Below are 17,570 nucleotides of genomic sequence, written 5' to 3'. Positions count from 1 at the left end.
GGCACAGATGGCCCACAGCTGTTCCATCGACCAGGCGGTCGAGCATGTCCTCGCTCACCTGCCGGCGCACATCCACATGGGCCTGCCCCTGGGCCTGGGTAAGCCCAATGCCTTCGTCAATGCGCTCTACGCCAGAATTCGCGGGTTGCCGGAACGCCGCTTGACCATCTACACCGCGCTGACCCTGGGCCGCCCACCGCTGGGCGACGGCCTGCAACGGCGCTTCCTCGAACCCTTCATCGAACGGGTGTTCGCCGACTACCAAGAGCTCGACTACCTCGCCGACCTGCGCAATGACCAACTGCCCGCGAACATCCGCGTCGAGCAGTTCTTCATGCAGCCCGGCAGCCTGCTGCACAGCGCCATGGCCCAGCAGGACTACGTCAGCAGCAACTACAGCCATGCCGCCCGCGACATCAACGCCAAGGGCCTCAACCTGGTGGCGCAGTTGGTGGCCGCAACCCCGGAGCATCCTGATCAGCTGAGCCTGGCCTGCAACCCGGACATCACCCTCGACCTGCTACCCATGATCGCCAAGCGTCGCGCAGCTGGCGAAACCATCCTGATCCTCGGCCAGGTGCACAGCGAGTTGCCCTACATGCCGGGTGCTGCGCAGCTGGGGCGAGAGGCGTTCGACGTGCTGATCGACGAGCCGGAGGAGCGGCGGCTGTTCTCGACCCCCAATATGCCGGTTGTGACCCAGGATCACTGCATCGGTTTATACGCCAGCACCCTAGTGCGTGACGGCGGCACCCTGCAGATCGGCATCGGCGCCATGGGCGACGCCGTGGCTGCAGCCTTGCTGGCGCGTCAGGGCGACAACCAGGGCTACCGCGCCTTGCTCAGCGAGCTGGACGTCGGCCCCTGGCAGTCACTGATCGACAGGGAAGGTGGCCTGGATGCATTCGCCCAAGGCTTGTATGGCTGCAGCGAAATGTTCGTCAACGGCCTCTTGGCGTTGGCCGAAGCTGGCGTGGTGCGCAGGCCTGCCGATGAGCACGGGGTACTGGTGCATGGCGGATTCTTCCTCGGTCCGCGCGCGTTCTACCAGCGCCTGCGCGAGATGCCGCTGGAGCAGCGCAAGCAATACGCCATGACCGCCATCAGCTTCATCAACGAACTGTACGGCCAGGAAGAACTCAAGCGCCGTCAGCGCCGCGATGCTCGCTTCATCAACACGGTGTTCGGCATGACCCTGCTAGGCGCCGGGGTGGCCGATCAGTTGGAAGATGGCCGCGTGCTCAGCGGCGTCGGCGGCCAGTACAACTTCGTTGCCCAGGGCCATGCGCTGGAAGGCGGGCGTTCGATTCTGCTGCTCAGGAGCTGGCGCGAGGCGGGCGGCGAGGTGACCTCGAACCTGTTCTGGACCTATGGCCACTGCACCATTCCCCGTCATCTGCGCGACATCGTGGTGACCGAGTACGGCATTGCGGACCTGCGCGGGCAGACTGACAGCGAGGTGATCGCGCGGTTGCTGGCGATCAGCGATTCACGCTTTCAGGCTGAATTGATGGAGCAGGCCAAGGCGGCGGGCAAGCTGGCCAAGGATTTCGAGTTGGACGAGCGCTTCAGGGACAACACACCTGAGCGGCTTGAGGCGCTGCGTGAACATCATCCGCGGTTGTTCCCGGAGTATCCGCTGGGGAGTGATTTCACCGCCGAAGAGCGGGATTTGCTGCGGGCGCTGAACTGGCTCAAGAGCAAGTTCAAGCTGAGCGAGGTGTTGCAGTTGGGCAAGGCGGCACTGGATGCGCCGGCGCCTGAGGCCTATCCGACGCAGCTGGCGCGGATGGGGCTGGAGCAGCCGCAGGGGCTGAAGGAGGAGCTGTACCAGCGGTTATTGCTGGCCGGATTGCAGGCGACTCGCTGATTTTGGGGCCGCTGCGCGCCCCTTCGCGGGCAAGCCCGCTCCCACAGAGTGCGAGTCGATCACAGGTGATGTGAACAACGCAGAACTTGTGGGAGCGGGCTTGCCCGCGAAGGGGCGCGCAGCGGCCCCAATCAAGCCACCATCAGTCGATGAAGCTGACCACGCCGCCTTCCAGCGATTTCACCCGAGCCAGCGACTCAACGCGATAGCCCTGGCTATCGAGCTCGGCACGCCCACCCTGGAACGACTTCTCGATGACGATGCCCAGACCAGCAACGGTTGCGCCCGCCTGCTTGATGATCGAGATCAGCGCTTGCGATGCCTTGCCGTTGGCCAGGAAGTCGTCGATCACCAGTACCCGGTCGCTGCTGTTGAGGTGACGCGGCGAGATCGCCACGGTGTTCTCGGTCTGTTTGGTGAAGGAATACACCGAGGCGGTCAGCAGGTTCTCGGTCAGGGTCAGCGACTGGTGCTTGCGGGCGAAGATCACCGGCACACCTAGCTTCAGACCCGTCATCACCGCCGGGGCGATGCCCGAGGCTTCGATGGTGACGATCTTGGTCACGCCGCTGTCTGCATACAGACGGGCGAATTCGTCACCGATCAGCTGCATCAGCGCAGGGTCGATCTGGTGGTTGAGAAACGCGTCGACTTTGAGAACCTGGTCGGAAAGCACGATGCCTTCTTCGCGAATCTTCTGCTGCAGTGCTTCCACTGGTGTATTCCTCGATGTAGCAAAAATGGCCACGGCGATGTGCTGTGGCAAAGTTTAAAGGTGATTAGCGCTTGAGCATGGCCCGTATATCGGCCAATGCGTTGTTGCCACGCGCGGCTTTGACTTCCACCGGCGCATCATCCAGGCCTTCCCACGACAGATCGTCCGGCGGCAGTTCGTCGAGGAACCGGCTGGGCGTGCAGTCGATGATTTCGCCGTATTGCTTGCGCTTGGCGGCGAAGGTGAAGGCCAGGGTCTGGCGCGCGCGGGTGATGCCCACGTAAGCCAGGCGCCGCTCCTCTTCGATGGTGTCGGCCTCGATGCTGGAGCGGTGCGGGAGGATCTCTTCTTCCATGCCCATGATGAACACGTAGGGAAATTCCAGGCCCTTGGAGGCGTGCAAGGTCATCATCTGCACGCCTTCGGCGTTCTCTTCTTCTTCCTGCTGGCGCTCGAGCATGTCGCGCAGCACCAGCTTGCCGATGGCGTCTTCGATGGTCATGTCACCCTCTTCGTCTTTCTCGAGGGTGTTCTTCAGCGCATCGATGAGGAACCAGACGTTGCTGATACGAAAATCCGCGGCTTTGTCGCTGGCGGTGTTCTGGCGGATCCAGTTCTCGTAGTCGATGTCGCGGACCATTTCGTGCAGCGCGGCGATCGGGTCGTCCAGTGCCACCTTTTGGCGGACCCCATCGAGCCAATGCTTGAAACGCTGCAAGCGCTCGGTATAGCGCGCGTCGAGGTGCTCGCCCAGGCCCATCTCGTCACTGGCGGCGTACATCGACACGCCCCGCTCGGTGGAGTAGTTGCCGAGCTTTTCCAGGGTGGTCGAGCCGATTTCCCGGCGTGGTACGTTGATTACCCGCAAGTAGGCGTTGTCGTCATCCGGGTTGACCAACAGGCGCAGGTAGGCCATCAGGTCCTTGACCTCCTGGCGACCGAAGAAGCTGTTACCGCCCGACAGGCGATACGGCACCTGGTGGTGCTGCAGCTTCAACTCGATCAGCTTGGCCTGGTAGTTGCCCCGGTAAAGGATGGCGAAGTCGCTGTAGGGGCGGTCGGTGCGCAGGTGCAAGGTGAGAATTTCCATGGCTACCCGCTCGGCCTCGGCTTCTTCGTTCTTGCAGCGGATCACGCGGATCTCGTCGCCGTGGCCCATCTCGCTCCACAGCTGTTTCTCGAACGCATGCGGGTTGTTGGCGATCAGCACGTTGGCGCAGCGCAGGATGCGGCTGGTGGAGCGGTAGTTCTGCTCGAGCATCACCACTTTCAAGGACGGGTAGTCGTCCTTGAGCAGCATCAGGTTCTCTGGACGGGCGCCACGCCAGGCATAGATCGACTGGTCATCGTCGCCCACCACGGTGAACTGGTTGCGCATGCCGATCAGCATCTTCACCAGCAAGTACTGGCTGGCGTTGGTGTCCTGGTATTCGTCGACCAGCAGGTAGCGCACCTTGTTCTGCCAGCGCTCCAGCACTTCTGGGTTTTCCTGGAACAGCTTGACCGGCAGCAGGATCAGGTCGTCGAAGTCCACCGCGTTGAACGCCTTGAGCGTGCGCTGGTAGTGGGTGTAGACGATGGCGGCGGTCTGCTCGCGCGGGTTGCGGGCGTTCTCCAGGGCCTCGGCGGGCATGATCAGGTCGTTTTTCCAGGCACCGATCATGTTCTTGATCTCGTCGATGCCGTCGTCGCCGGAGTATTCCTTTTGCATGATGTCCGACAGCAACGCCTTGATGTCGGTCTCGTCGAAGATCGAGAACCCCGGCTTGTAGCCCAGGTGCTGATGCTCCTTGCGGATGATGTTCAGGCCCAGGTTGTGGAAGGTGCACACCGTCAGCCCACGGCCTTCCCCGGCGCGCAGCAAGGTGCCGACCCGCTCCTTCATCTCGCGCGCGGCCTTGTTGGTAAAGGTCATCGCGACGATGTACTGGGCGCGGATGCCGCAGTTCTGGATCAGGTGGGCAATCTTGCGCGTGATCACGCTGGTCTTGCCGGAGCCTGCACCGGCGAGCACCAAAAGAGGGCCGCCGACGTAGTCACAGGCTTCCTGTTGCCGGGGATTGAGTCGGGACATGCTAGAAACCGGGGGTCGCCAGAAAATAGCCGCGCATTCTAACAGGCAAGTGGTGCTTATGGCGCGACCGTCTGACGCCAGAGTCAGACTTTTGTGGCCTCATCGCGGGTCAAGTCCTCTCTTGCACCGTCAGTGAGATACCGCTGGTGCGGGCTTGTCCCGTGATGAGGACCACGCAAATCGGATTTGCCGCTCAGCCAACTTTCGCGCAGGATGCACGACAAAATACGTCGGACCGCAGGCCATGGAAGGGTATGTATTAAAGTGAAAATCATTTTCAATCATGAGGTAGGATACTTCGCGTTCACCGTACTACCGACCAAGCCCTAAGGAGCCAGCTTGTCCACGCCTGTCGAACCCTTGCGTTTGCTGCTGTTGGCCGATGAGCCGGAATGGGCCGCCTGTTTGCGCGACTGCTTGAAGCCACTGGCGGGCAGCGCGGTACTGCTGACCGCGCCGAACTGGGAGGCCGTCGACAGCCTGTTTGCCCACGACCGCCAGGCTGTGGTGCTGGCCACCCCGGCCTTGCTGCCCAGCCCCGGCCGCTGCGACCTACCGACCATCCTGTTGTTGGAGCATGAGCCTGAGGCACCTCCCGCCGGGGTCAGCGACTGGTTGGTGCAGGCCCAGTTGACCTGCGACACCCTACGCCGCTCGCTGCGCCATGTGCGTGAACGGGGCGTATTGGTGGCCACCTTGCAGCGCCTGGCCGAGCAAGACCCACTGACCGGCATCGCCAACCGCCAGGGCTTCCAGGCCCTGCTGACTACCCGCCTGGCCGAGAACGACGGCCGCGGCGTGGCCCTCGGTCATCTCGATCTGGACAACTTTCGCCACGTCAACGACGCCTTGGGCCACCAGGGCGGCGATCGGCTGATCCTGCAAGTGGTCACCCGTCTCAAGCATCAGCTGGATGCCGGCGACCAGCTGGCCCGCCTGGGTAGCGACGAATTTGCCCTGCTGATCGACACCCGCCGCGATGCCAATCGCGCCGAGTGGATCGCCGAACGCATCGTCGAAGCCCTCGCCGAGCCGTATTGGATCGATGGAGAAAGCCTGCTGGTTGGCTGTAGCCTGGGCCTGGCCCACGCCCGCGCACAAGGGGGCGCCGACCCGCTGATGTGGCACGCGCACATCGCCATGCGCCAGGCCAAGAGCAGCCAGGGCTGCACCTTCCATGTGTTCAACGAGCGGATCAACCGCAACGCCCGCAGCCTTGCCGACCTTGAGGGCGAGCTGCGCCGCGCCTTGCGCCGCGATGAGCTGGAGCTGCATTACCAGCCGCGACTCAATCTTGCCGATGGCCGTATCGTTGGCCTTGAGGCGCTGGTGCGCTGGAATCACCCGGAGCGCGGTTTGCTGGCACCCAGCGAGTTCGTGCCGTTGGCCGAACAGAGCGGGCTGATCGTGCCGTTGGGTTACTGGGTCATCTCGCGTGCCCTGCGTGACATGCAGGCGCTGCGCGAACACGGCCTGCAGCCATTGCACATGGCGGTCAACCTGAGCTTTCGCCAGTTCCAGGACAGCCAGCTGCTGGCGACCCTGAGCCGGCTGATCATCGAGCATGGCGTCGATGCGCGCTGGTTGGAGTTCGAGCTGACCGAAACGGCGGTGATGCGCCGCAATGAGCTGGTGCGCCAGACCATGGATGCGCTGGGCCGGCTGGGCGTGCGCTTCTCGCTGGATGACTTCGGCACCGGGTTCTCTTCGTTCGTCCACCTCAACAGCTTGCCGATCACCCTGCTCAAGGTCGATCGCAGCTTTGTCGGTGGCATGGAAATGCGCGAGGAGAACCGCAAGTTGGTGCACGCGATGATCAACCTGGCGCATAACCTCAACCTGGAGGTCGTGGCCGAAGGGGTCGAGAGTGAGGAGCAGATGGCGTTACTGCGCGGTTTTGGTTGCGATCAGGTGCAAGGGTTCCTGGTCAGCAGGCCGTTGCCGGTGGGGGAGTTGATCGAGTATCTGACACGCACGCCAGCAGCGGGTATCTGCGCTGTCTGATCTGGCCTCATCGCGGGGCAAGCCCGCTCCCACGCAAGCCCGCTCCCACGCAATGCTCCAACACGGGGTGTCGCATGCGTGGGAGCGGGCTTGCCCCGCGATGAGGGCCTCAAGATCAAGCCGAAACCGCCGCCTTACCGCCAATCCCAGCCTTGCGCATCAACCGCTTCATCCGCCACTCGAAACCAAACGTCAGCGCCACCGAAGCACAGGCCAGCCCCAACGCCAGCCCCCACCAGATCCCTACCGCCCCGCCGCCCAGGTTAAAGGCAAACAGCCAGGCCGCCGGCGCCCCTACCAGCCAGTAACAGCACAGGCCAATCAGGAACGTGGTCTTGGCGTCTTTCAGCCCGCGAATCGAACCCATGGCGATGGTCTGCACGCCATCGAACAATTCAAACCAGGCCGCCACCATCACCAGGCTCACCGCCAGCTGGAAGATCCCGGCAAACGCTGGATCATCACGGTTGATAAACAGCCCCACCAGCTCTTGCGGCAACAGCCAGAACAGCGCAGCAAAGCCGAACATCAGCAGTGCGCCAAAGCCGATGCCTACCCGCCCGGCACTGCGTGCGGCAAGCAGATTACCGGCGCCGAAGTACAGCCCTACACGCATGGTCACCGCATAGGACAAACCGGTCGGCACCATGAATGCGGTAGACACGATCTGCAGGGCAATCTGGTGCGCGGCCAGCTCGGTACTGCCCAGCACGCCCATGCACAACGCGGCGAAAGCGAACAAGCCGACCTCGACCATATACGTGCCACCAATCGGCAGGCCCAGGCGCCATAGCTCGCGCAGTGCTGGCAACGACGGCCGCGACAGGCCCTTGCGCAGCGGGTAGGCGGCATAGAACGAGTGCCAGCGGATATACAAGGCCAGGGCGATGGCCATGCCCAGCGAAACCAGGGCGGTCACCATGCCGATGCCCATCAAACCGAGCTTGGGCAGACCGAACATGCCCTCGATCAAGGCATGGTTGAACAGGTAGTTGAGCACCGTGCCGACCAGGCTGATGACCATCACCGGGGTCGAGCGGCCCAGGGCGCTGGTAAAGCCGCGCAGGGCCATGAACGTCAAGTAGCTGGGCAGGGCCAGCGGCAGCAGGGTGAGAAACTGCATGGCGGCATCGACGTTGGCCGGCTGCTGGCCAAACATCAGCAACACCGGCCCCAGGTTCCACAGCACCAGCGCTGCGCCCAACGCCAGGCCCCAGGCCAGCCAGATACCGGCTTGGGCCAGGCGCGTGGCGCCGGCAATGTCGCCTGCGCCCTTGCGAATCGCCACCAGGGTGCCGACTGCGGCGATCACCCCCAGGCAGAAAATCGACACGAACGAATAGCTCGCCGCACCCAGGCCGCCACCGGCGAGGGCCTGCGGGCTGATGCGGGCCATCATCAGGGTGTCGGTGAGCACCATCAGCATGTGCGCCAACTGCGAGGCGATCAGCGGCCCGGCCAGGCGCAGCAAAGCCTTGAGTTCAGTGGTGGGCGCGACATGCATGGGTAGGGTCCTTTTTCCTTGGGGGTGGGGCAAGGCGAGGATTCTGAGGCTTTGGTCAACTTTGCACAAAAGGATAAATGCGATCGTTGGCATGAGTTCTACTCATGCCTGTATGATTTCCAAGATCACTTGCATGCCCCCAGATCATAGGTGCGATATGTCCCGTCAGCTTCCTCCGTTGTATGCGCTGCGCGCATTCGAGGCCGCAGCCAGGCACAGCTCTTTCACCCGTGCGGGCGAAGAGTTGTCGATCACCCAGAGTGCAGTCAGCCGGCATATCCGTACCCTTGAGGAGCACTTCGCCTGTCGCTTGTTCGTGCGCAGCGGCCGTAGCTTACAACTGACCGAGGCTGCGCGGGTGCTGTTGCCGGGGGTGCGCGATGGCTTTGCCGCCTTGGAGCGAGCCTGCGACACCTTGCGCGGCGAAGATGACATTCTGCGCATGAAAGCCCCCTCGACCTTGACCATGCGCTGGTTGCTGGCGCGGCTGAGCCGCTTTCGCCACCTGCAGCCGGGCAACGAAGTGCAACTGACCAGTGCCTGGATGGATGTCGATCATGTGGACTTCAATCAGGAGCCGTTCGATTGCGCGGTGCTGCTCAGTGATGGCGTCTTCCCTGCGGATTGGGAAGTGCGCCGGCTGTTCTCGGAACTGCTGATCCCTGTCGGCGCGCCGGAGCTGCTCAAGGAGGGGCTGTGGGATGAGCGGCGCCTGGCCGGCATTGAGCTGCTTCACCCAACCCCGGACAAACGTGACTGGCGCAGCTGGCTGGCGCGCATGGGGCTGAGCGACAAGGTCTCGCTCAAGGGCGGGCAGGTGTTCGATACCCTGGAGCTGGGGATGATTGCCGCGGCGCGTGGCTACGGCATCTCCATGGGCGATTTGCTGATGGTGGCCGAGGATGTGGCGCAGGGGCGGCTGAGCCTGCCGTGGCCGACGGCGGTGGCAAGCGGCATGGATTACTACCTGGTGTGGCCGCGGACCCGGCCGGGTGGCGAGCGCTTGCGCCGGCTCAGTGGGTTTTTGCAGGAAGAGGCAGCGGCTATGGATCTGCCCGATGTACAGATCCTATCGGCGGGCGCCTAACAAGACGCGAGGGAGCGGGCCCTACTGCGTAGAAAACGTTTGCGAATCTCCCGGTCCGACACTCAAGTATTCGCCCGCGACGCCGATTCAGTGGCACCAGCGTCCCGCTAGAGGATGCGTTTCCCCGTAGATCGAAGTGGGCGGTCAGCGTGATCAGGATGATCCCGGCCTCTTGCCAGGAGCTTCCTCATGTCTGAACCCCGTGCCCGGATTGCCTCGCAACTCGGTATCGCCCTCGCCATCGTGCTGGCGTTGGTCATCACCGGTAGTACCTTGTTCGCCCTGCGTTCGCTGGACAGCGCCAACCTCGCCACCCGCCAGGAACACCTGGCCAGCGAAGCGCGGCTGCTGGCTGACCAGCTCGATACCTTCCACGGTTCGCTCAAGGACAACACCCAGCGCCTGAGCGGCCTGTTCGAGCGCCGCTTCGCTTCTGGCCTGGCGCTGCACGCAGGAGAAACCGTCAGTGTCGCAGGCCAAGCCACCCCGGCCCTGTACCTGGGCGAGCACCTGCTGAACAACGACTTCCGGCAAGTCGACGAATTCCAGCAGATGACTGCTGGTGTCGCGACGCTGTTCGTGCGTAGCGGCGACGACTTCATTCGCATCAGCACCTCGCTGACCAAACAGGACGGCAGCCGCGCCATCGGAACCCAGCTCGACCGCCAGCACCCGGCGTATGCCAAGCTGATGGCCGGGCAGACCTATGTCGGCCGGGCGCTGCTATTCGAACGCAACTACATGACCCGCTACGTGCCAGTGCGCGATGGCGGCGGGCGGGTGATCGCCGTACTGTTCGTCGGCTTCGACTACACCGACGCACAGAACGCCCAGTTGGCCAATCTCAAGCGTTTTCGTATTGGCCACACCGGCTCGCTGGCGCTGCTCGACGAGCAGGGTAAATGGTTGGTCCAGCCGGCCGATGTGCGCGACCCCGATAGCGCTGCACAAGCAGTGAAGGCACTGGCGGCGCAGCCGGGCAGCGGCAGCTTCTGGGCCAGTGGCAAAGAGCAGGTGTTCAGCGTTGCGATGCCGTTTGCCGAAGGCCCATGGACTGTCGTGGCGAGCATGCCTGAAGCAGAAATCCGCGACGTCACCTGGAGTGTCGGCCTGCGGCTGGCCATCGGCAGCCTGCTGGCCATGCTGTTGGCAGTGGCCGCGACGTTGTTCCTGCTGCGACGCAAGCTGCGCCCGCTGGGTGACCTGGTGCGTCAGGCCGAAGCCTTGGGCGCGGGTAACTTGAGTGCGCGCCTGGCCGTCAGCAGTCATGACGAGATCGGCCAGTTGGCGCGCAGCTTCAACCAGATGGGTGATGCGCTGTCGACCATGGTCGAGCACATCCGCAGCGCTTCCGAGCAAGTCAGTGGCCGCGCGCGTTCGCTGGCCGGGTTGTCCTCCGGCGCCTGTGAGGGGATGGAGCAGCAGTCGGGCGAGATCACCAGCATGGCGGGTGCGGTGGAAGAGTTCAGCGCTACCTCGATGAACATCGCCGACAACATGGCTGGCACCGAGCGCATGGCCCGCGACAACGTCCAGCACACCAGGGTGGGGCGCTCGGCGATGGACGAAGCGTCGGCCTCGCTACGCCAGATTGCCGATGCCTTGGGTGGCACTGCCGAGGTGATGGACACCCTCGGTGCGCGCTCGCAGGAAATTGGCGGCATCGTTGGAGTGATCACCGCCATCGCCGAACAGACCAACCTGCTCGCGCTCAACGCCGCCATCGAAGCCGCCCGCGCAGGCGAGCAGGGCCGTGGCTTTGCCGTAGTTGCCGATGAAGTGCGTGGCCTGGCTGCGCGTACTCGCTCGGCGACCGATGAAATTTCCGCGATGATTGGCAGCATTCAGCAGCAGACCGGGCATGCCATCAGCACCCTGGAGCAGGGCAACCGCCTGATGCAGGAAGGCCTGGAGCGTAATGACAAGGTGGCTGACGCCCTGGCGCGTATCGATGAACAGAGCCGCAGCGCGGGCGAACAGTTTGCCGCGATCAGCACCGCGACCCAGGAGCAGAGCAGTACGGCGAACGTACTGAGCCGCAATCTGCAGAGCATCGCCCAGGCCAACAGTGAGCAGCGCGATGTGGCCAATGAGCTGGCCACCACTGCGCGGGAGCTGGAAGGGTTGGCGGCGCAGTTGCGCCAGGAAGTCGATCGGTTTCGGGTGAACTGATCGGCTGCAAGATCTGCACTGACTCGGCGGGCTTCTTCGCGGGCAAGCCCGCTCCCACAGGGTTCCCGCTGTTCCTAAATCAGCGGGGGGCCTGTAATGGCGCCGCCCTTGTGGGAGCGGGCTTGCCCGCGAAGGGCCGCAAAGCGGCCCCTAGCAATCTAAAGCATTACAACGAGCCTAGGCTCAACGCCTGCGCACACGCTTGCAACGAGCGCTGCTCACTCTGCGCATACAGCGCCAATTCATCCTGCACCTGCAACCCCAGCGCCGCTTCGAAGGCCTCGCGGTTGGCATTGCTGCCGTACTCCGCCTGCGCATCGTCGCCCAGGTTGGACTGGAAAATCCCCGCCGCACTCACCGGCAGGAAGTCCTCGTACACCAACGCCTCGAAATGCACATGCCCGGCATCGATCAGCCCTTGCAGATCGCTCGGTCGCTCGGCCAGATCGCGTGCGGCCAAACCCTTGTCGGTGGCGAAATAGCGGAAATACGCCAAGCCCTGCTCACGCATCTGCGTCAGGTCATCGGGGAAGGCTGCAAAGGTCTGCGCCAGCAATGTGCGGTAGCGTTCGGCATTGGCTTCGGCAGGCACGCCGCCCAGCGCCGCGCGGGTGGCATCGAGCAGCTTGTCGTAGAGCTGGCGGCCTTTTGGGGTCAACGCCGCACCGCGCTGTTCGATCTCGCCGAAACGTGCGGTGTGACTGCCCTCGCTGCCGTGTTGATCACTGAACGCAACCTTCTCTTGCAGCGCCTTGAAGCTGGTCTGGCGCAGCAGGATCGGGTGACGGCGGGTGGGCGGGCCTTCGACCAACGCTTTAGGCGGGATGCCTTTGGCCGGCATGCCAACCTGGATCGCATCGATGTCCAGGGTGCGCGGGGTCAGGTGGTTGATGTGCGGGCCTTTGAACGCCACCACATCGGCGATCAGGCGATGCTGGTCGTGCAGTTGCTGGTACTGCTCGGCGGTGACTGTCGCGTCCTGGTGCCAGCGGAAGGTGTGCAGCGCTTCGCTGACGAACGCCTCGGCGTCAGTTGCACTCAAGCCACCATCGCGTTCGCACTGGGCGATCAGCTCCAGTGCACGCGGGGTGAAGATCTGCCGCTTGGCCAAAATGCTCTCGGCCAGGGCGCGCAGTTGCGGGTTGTCGATCAGCTCCAGGCGCAGCAGCGAGGTGAACACCCGGAACGGGCTGACATGCAGCGACTGCTCGTGCACCGCGCGGAATGCAGTGGAGTGCACCGGTACACCCGCCGAGCTTAGGTCGTAGTAGCCGACCGGTTGCATGCCCATGACTGCGAACAGACGGGCAATGGTTGCCAGCTCGGCAGCAGTGCCGACGCGGATGGCGCCATGGCGTTCCTGGTCGAGCCGCTCGATTTCACCGGTCCAGCGCAGGGCCTCGGCGACCTGCGGCTGCTGCTGCATAACCTGCTGGTTGATCTCGCTTACCAGCTCCAGCAGCGTGCCGTAGAGGGGCACTTCCTGTTTGTACATGAGCGACATGGCGGCAGAGAACTGCGCGCGGATGCTGTCTGGGCTGACGAAATCATGGGCGGGCATCGCAAGCTTCCTGGTGGTGAATGGGACCGTTACATGAAAGCGGGGAATGCACATGGGCCACAAGCGAAAAAAAGTAGAGGTGTCATTCCCTTTTCGATCGATGTTAGCTGTGTTGGGGCCGCTGTGCGGCCCTTCGCGGGCAAGCCCGCTCCCACAGGGCTTCGCAGCGCCGCCCAACCGCTGCGATGGGCTCAAAAGCAGCCGCAAAAATCTCCCTACCCCAACTGCTCCCGCGTCCACTCCACCAGAGCCCTGACCTTAGGCACCTCTGCCGCGTGCTCGGCAAACGCCAGGTAATGCGCGCCATGGCTACGCATCGCATGATTCCAGGCAATCACTAGGCTGCCATCGCCCAGCTCCTTTTCCACCAGATAGCGCGGCACTAACGCCACCCCACAGCCTGCCTGCGCAGCACTCAAGGCCATATAGAACGTATCGAAGCGCGGCCCGTGGTAACTGTTATCGGTATGCAGCCCCTGTTCCAGGAACCACTCATGCCATGCTTCTGGCCGCGACGCACTCTGCATCAGCACCAACTCCGCCACCTGCGCCGCATCGGTCAACTCGCGCCCCTGTAGCAGCTCTGGCGCGCACACCGGCACCACCTCTTCACGGAACAGCTCCACGCACGTTGCACCCGGCCAGGTGCCTTGGCCAAAGAAGAACACCACATCGGCAGAGCCTTGCAGCAGCGAGAACGGCTCCATCTCGTTGCGGATATCCAGGTGGATGTTCGGGTGGCGTTTACCGAAACCCTTGAGGTGCGGAATCAACCAGCGCACACCAAAACTCGGCTGAGTGGCTACCTTCAATATCTCGGTCTGCTCGCCATAGGTCAGGATGTAGCGGCTGGACATGTCGACCTGGTTGAGGATCTTGTTCACCTCGGCCAGGTACAGGCTGCCGGCCGGCGTCAGTTGCAGGCGCCGACGAATACGCAGGAACAGGTGATTGCGCAGCATCTCTTCGAGCTGCGCGACTTGCTTGCTGACCGCGCTCTGGGTCAGGTGCAGTTCTTCTGCGGCGCGGGTGAAGCTTAAGTGACGGGCTGCGGCTTCGAAGCACTGCAGGGCCGTCATCGACGGCACCAGACGTTTGGACATAGCAGTCTCTATGGCAAGGGATCATGAGCTGAGGGAATGATATGCGGAATAAAGGTCGTTTGTTGCACCGCTGTGATCGGATTAATACTGATCCACATCACCTTTACCACCCTTCACCCGATGTAGGAGAAGCACAATGGTTGCTGCATTGCTCGAGCGTCTAGGCGTCGCTGCCCAGGCTTACACCCAGGGCGACTACCCTGTTCACACCCCGATCGATGGTAGCCAGATCGCCACGGTGAAGCTGCTCGGCAAGGCCGAGACCACTGCGCGCATCGACCAGGCCCATGCTGCCTTTGAAGCCTGGCGCAGTGTGCCGGCCCCGCGTCGCGGTGAGTTGGTGCGCCTGTTCGGTGAAGTGCTGCGCGAACACAAGGCCGACCTCGGTGAGCTGGTCTCGGTCGAAGCCGGCAAGATCACTCAGGAAGGCCTGGGTGAAGTACAGGAAATGATCGACATCTGCGACTTCGCCGTAGGCCTGTCGCGCCAGCTGTACGGCCTGACCATCGCCTCCGAGCGCCCTGGCCACCACATGCGTGAATCCTGGCACCCGCTGGGCGTGGTCGGCGTGATCAGCGCCTTCAACTTCCCGGTCGCGGTCTGGGCATGGAACACCGCGCTGGCGCTGGTCGCCGGTAACGCCGTGGTGTGGAAACCTTCGGAGAAGACCCCGCTGACCGCCCTGGCGTGCCAGGCGCTGTTCGACAAAGCCCTGAAAGCCTTTGGCGATGCCCCTGAAGGTTTGGCCCAGCTGGTCATTGGCGGCCGCGAAGCCGGCGAAGCACTGGTCGATGACGTGCGTGTCCCACTGGTCAGCGCCACCGGCAGCACCCGCATGGGCCGTGAAGTCGGCCCACGGGTGGCTGCACGTTTTGGCCGCAGCATTCTTGAACTCGGTGGCAACAACGCGATGATCCTCGCGCCGAGCGCCGATCTGGACCTGGCCGTGCGCGGCATCCTGTTCTCCGCTGTCGGCACTGCCGGCCAGCGCTGCACCACCCTGCGCCGGCTGATCGTCCATCGCTCGATCAAGGACGAAGTGGTGGCCCGCGTCAAAGCCGCCTACGGCAAAGTGCGCATCGGTGATCCACGCGAGAACAACCTAGTGGGCCCGCTGATCGACAAGCAGTCGTTCGATGCCATGCAAGGTGCGCTGGCCAAGGCCCGCGACGAGGGCGGCCAGGTGTTTGGCGGTGAGCGTCAGCTGGCCACCGAGTACCCCAATGCCTACTACGTCTCGCCGGCCATCGCCGAGATGCCAGGGCAGAGCGACGTGGTCCGTCACGAAACCTTCGCGCCGATCCTCTACGTGCTGGCCTATGACGATTTCGAAGAGGCGCTGCGCCTGAACAACGAAGTGCCACAAGGCTTGTCCTCGTGCATCTTCACCACCGACATCCGCGAAGCCGAGCGCTTCCAGAGCGCCTCGGGCAGTGACTGCGGTATCGCCAACGTCAACATCGGCACCAGCGGCGCCGAGATTGGCGGCGCATTCGGTGGCGAGAAAGAGACTGGCGGCGGCCGTGAGTCCGGTTCGGATGCCTGGAAAGGCTACATGCGTCGACAGACCAACACCGTCAACTACTCGCGTGAGCTGCCGCTGGCGCAAGGGATTGTGTTCGACTGATGATCGTAGGCGGGGGCCATCGCCCCCGTTCGCGGGACACGTCGCAGCGGCGCACCGCCGCGACTTGACCCGCGATAGGGCCTACGCGGCCCGACCCGCAATAAGAACAATATGCTGGAGCCGGTCATGCCCCAATTGCGTCAAGAATGTTTGTGGGAATTCGTCACCAAGCCTACCGTCGCCAGCCAGGCCCTGGCTGGTGAACACCAGGCCGATGTCTGTGTGATCGGTGGCGGCATCACAGGCCTGTCTGCCGCGATCCATCTGCTCGAACAGGGTAAGTCGGTGATCTTGCTTGAGGCCTGGAAGATCGGCCACGGTGGCTCGGGGCGCAACGTCGGCCTGGTCAACGCTGGCACCTGGATCCGCCCCGATGACGTCGAGGCCACCTTGGGCCACAAGCAGGGGAGCCGCCTGAACAAGGCTTTGGGCGATGCGCCTGGCGAAGTGTTCGCCATGATCGAGCGGCTTGGCCTCGACTGCCAGGCCCAGCACAAAGGCACTCTGCACATGGCGCACAACGCCACCGGCATCGCCGACCTTGAGGCTCGCCACCAGCAATGGACCCGGCGTGGCGCCGATGTCGAGTTGCTGACCGGCGCGCAATGCCAGGAATACTGCGGTACCGACAAGATCTCCGCCGCGCTGCTCGACCGCCGCGCCGGCACCATCAACCCCATGGGCTACACCCAAGGCCTGGCTGGCGCCGTGGCGCGTTTAGGCGGCAAGGTGTTCCAGCAGTCCTCGGTCGAAGGCCTGGAGCGCGAGGGTGATGGCTGGCGGGTGAAGACCGCGCGCGGCTCGGTACGCGCCGACAAGGTGGTAATTTCCACCGGCGCCTACACCGAAGGCGACTGGAGCAATCTCCAGAAGCACTTCTTCCGTGGTTACTACTACCAGGTCGCCTCGACGCCCTTGCAGGGTGCGGCTGCCGACAAGGTGCTGCCGCATGGCCAGGGCTCGTGGGACACCCGCACCGTGCTCAGCAGCATTCGTCGTGACGACCAGGGCCGGCTGCTGCTTGGCAGCCTCGGCCGGGTCGATAACAAGCCAGCCTGGTTCGTGCGCAGTTGGGCCGATCGCATCCAGAGCCACTACTACCCGGAGCTGGGCAAGGTCGAGTGGGAGATGCACTGGACGGGCTGCATCGACTTCACCCCGGACCACCTGATGCGCCTGTTCGAACCGGCCCCAGGGCTGGTGGCGGTGACTGGCTACAACGGCCGTGGCAACACCACCGGAACGGTGATCGGACGGGCGTTTGCCGAGTTCCTGCTCAAAGACGACCCGGACAGTTTGCCGGTGCCGTTCTCGCCGATGAAGGCGGTCAGCGCGCCGTCGTTGCGCACAGCTTTCTACGAGTCGGGTTTCTCGCTGTATCACGCGGGGCAGTGCCTGCGGGTGGTGCTCTAAGTCGAGGTCTGTTGCGTCCCAGTAGCGGGCCGTGGGAGCAGCTCGTGGGAGCGGGCTTGCCCCGCGATGGCGGCAGAACAGGCGCCATCTGGGCAATCCCTGCCGCTATCGCGGGGCAAGCCCGCTCCCACGCCTAATAACCCGTTGGCACACTCAACTGTGCAGCCAACTCAGGAAACCGCCTTTGTTCATCACCGTCTGCTGATGCATCAACAGTGATTCCCGTCTACTAGAGGCTCTCCACAATAGTTAAGTTATGTGCGGTCCCTGTGGGAGCGGGCTTGCCCGCGAAGAGGCCAGTACTGACACACAGTCACTCGTGCAGCCAACTCAGGAAGCCGCCTTTTTTCACCACCGTAGGCTTCTGCATCAACAGTGATTCCCGTCTACTAGAGGCCCACCACAATAGTTAAGTTATGTGCGATTCATGTGGGAGCGGG

Annotated in this window: 11 protein-coding genes and 1 pseudogene; 7 read left to right on the top strand and 5 right to left on the bottom strand. The window is 63.4% G+C overall.

From position 1 onward, the window contains the following. The first annotated feature begins 7 nt into the window (after window positions 1-7). On the top strand, window positions 8-1,870 hold the full coding sequence (locus ACI2JX_RS21170; RefSeq protein WP_404690926.1) for an acetyl-CoA hydrolase/transferase C-terminal domain-containing protein: 1,863 nt from the start codon (window positions 8-10) through the stop codon (window positions 1,868-1,870). A 142-nt stretch (window positions 1,871-2,012) separates the two neighbouring features. Here ACI2JX_RS21170 and ACI2JX_RS21165 read toward each other — a convergent pair whose 3' ends face one another. After that, window positions 2,013-2,585 carry a xanthine phosphoribosyltransferase gene (locus ACI2JX_RS21165; protein WP_264233965.1) on the bottom strand — a complete coding sequence of 191 codons (573 nt, stop codon included), beginning with the start codon at window positions 2,583-2,585 and terminating at the stop codon, window positions 2,013-2,015. Between the two features lie 64 nt (window positions 2,586-2,649). Further along, window positions 2,650-4,659: a DNA helicase Rep gene (rep, locus tag ACI2JX_RS21160; protein WP_186553000.1), complete on the bottom strand. Its 2,010-nt coding sequence runs from the start codon at window positions 4,657-4,659 to the stop codon at window positions 2,650-2,652. A gap of 339 nt (window positions 4,660-4,998) precedes the next feature. On the opposite strand from rep, the gene ACI2JX_RS21155 reads away from it, so the two are divergent. Further along, entirely contained in the window at window positions 4,999-6,663 is a 1,665-nt protein-coding gene (locus ACI2JX_RS21155; RefSeq protein WP_264233962.1) for a bifunctional diguanylate cyclase/phosphodiesterase, read from the top strand. A gap of 115 nt (window positions 6,664-6,778) precedes the next feature. Here ACI2JX_RS21155 and ACI2JX_RS21150 read toward each other — a convergent pair whose 3' ends face one another. Further along, entirely contained in the window at window positions 6,779-8,167 is a 1,389-nt protein-coding gene (locus ACI2JX_RS21150) for a NorM family multidrug efflux MATE transporter (protein ID WP_404690925.1), read from the bottom strand. Window positions 8,168-8,324: 157 nt separating this feature from the next. Here ACI2JX_RS21150 and ACI2JX_RS21145 point away from each other — a divergent pair, with 157 nt between their 5' ends. From ACI2JX_RS21145 to ACI2JX_RS21135, 3 genes and pseudogenes are all read left to right on the top strand, one after another. Then, window positions 8,325-9,254: a LysR substrate-binding domain-containing protein gene (locus tag ACI2JX_RS21145; RefSeq protein ID WP_264233958.1), complete on the top strand. Its 930-nt coding sequence runs from the start codon at window positions 8,325-8,327 to the stop codon at window positions 9,252-9,254. A gap of 189 nt (window positions 9,255-9,443) precedes the next feature. Continuing rightward, window positions 9,444-10,565: pseudogene (locus ACI2JX_RS21140) on the top strand (Cache 3/Cache 2 fusion domain-containing protein); the annotation flags it as partial. Continuing rightward, a complete protein-coding gene (locus tag ACI2JX_RS21135) occupies window positions 10,560-11,426 on the top strand; it encodes a methyl-accepting chemotaxis protein (RefSeq protein WP_372353291.1) in 867 nt (288 codons plus the stop codon). The pseudogene ACI2JX_RS21140 and the gene ACI2JX_RS21135, both read left to right, overlap by 6 nt. Window positions 11,427-11,592: 166 nt before the next feature. On the opposite strand, the gene ACI2JX_RS21130 is transcribed toward ACI2JX_RS21135, so the two are convergent. Together ACI2JX_RS21130 and ACI2JX_RS21125 are read right to left on the bottom strand one after the other, a co-directional pair. Further along, window positions 11,593-12,987: a VOC family protein gene (locus ACI2JX_RS21130; protein ID WP_404690924.1), complete on the bottom strand. Its 1,395-nt coding sequence runs from the start codon at window positions 12,985-12,987 to the stop codon at window positions 11,593-11,595. 215 nt (window positions 12,988-13,202) lie between these two features. Next, window positions 13,203-14,090 (bottom strand): LysR family transcriptional regulator, encoded by an 888-nt coding sequence (locus tag ACI2JX_RS21125; protein WP_404690923.1) that lies wholly within the window; start codon window positions 14,088-14,090, stop codon window positions 13,203-13,205. Between the two features lie 136 nt (window positions 14,091-14,226). On the opposite strand from ACI2JX_RS21125, the gene ACI2JX_RS21120 reads away from it, so the two are divergent. Next, entirely contained in the window at window positions 14,227-15,717 is a 1,491-nt protein-coding gene (locus tag ACI2JX_RS21120) for an aldehyde dehydrogenase family protein (RefSeq protein WP_312152074.1), read from the top strand. A gap of 126 nt (window positions 15,718-15,843) precedes the next feature. Then, complete coding sequence (locus ACI2JX_RS21115; protein WP_404690922.1) at window positions 15,844-17,130, top strand: NAD(P)/FAD-dependent oxidoreductase; 1,287 nt, start codon at window positions 15,844-15,846, stop codon at window positions 17,128-17,130. Window positions 17,131-17,570: the final 440 nt, after the last annotated feature.

This window comes from Pseudomonas sp. NPDC088890 (assembly GCF_044900155.1).
Taxonomy (GTDB): Bacteria; Pseudomonadota; Gammaproteobacteria; order Pseudomonadales; family Pseudomonadaceae; genus Aquipseudomonas; species Aquipseudomonas urmiensis.
The sequence above is the reverse complement of the archived record's forward strand: the minus strand, read 5'-3'. Positions and strand labels throughout refer to the sequence as shown.

What these genes read in the sequence shown, in the direction of transcription:
- ACI2JX_RS21170 (WP_404690926.1), top strand. Translation starts at nt 8, where the DNA reads ATGGCCCACAGCTGTTCCATCGACCAGGCGGTCGAGCATGTCCTCGCT.
- rep (WP_186553000.1), bottom strand. Translation starts at nt 4,659, where the DNA reads ATGTCCCGACTCAATCCCCGGCAACAGGAAGCCTGTGACTACGTCGGC.
- ACI2JX_RS21150 (WP_404690925.1), bottom strand. Translation starts at nt 8,167, where the DNA reads ATGCATGTCGCGCCCACCACTGAACTCAAGGCTTTGCTGCGCCTGGCC.
- ACI2JX_RS21145 (WP_264233958.1), top strand. Translation starts at nt 8,325, where the DNA reads ATGTCCCGTCAGCTTCCTCCGTTGTATGCGCTGCGCGCATTCGAGGCC.
- ACI2JX_RS21135 (WP_372353291.1), top strand. Translation starts at nt 10,560, where the DNA reads ATGGGTGATGCGCTGTCGACCATGGTCGAGCACATCCGCAGCGCTTCC.
- ACI2JX_RS21130 (WP_404690924.1), bottom strand. Translation starts at nt 12,987, where the DNA reads ATGCCCGCCCATGATTTCGTCAGCCCAGACAGCATCCGCGCGCAGTTC.
- ACI2JX_RS21125 (WP_404690923.1), bottom strand. Translation starts at nt 14,090, where the DNA reads ATGTCCAAACGTCTGGTGCCGTCGATGACGGCCCTGCAGTGCTTCGAA.
- ACI2JX_RS21120 (WP_312152074.1), top strand. Translation starts at nt 14,227, where the DNA reads ATGGTTGCTGCATTGCTCGAGCGTCTAGGCGTCGCTGCCCAGGCTTAC.
- ACI2JX_RS21115 (WP_404690922.1), top strand. Translation starts at nt 15,844, where the DNA reads ATGCCCCAATTGCGTCAAGAATGTTTGTGGGAATTCGTCACCAAGCCT.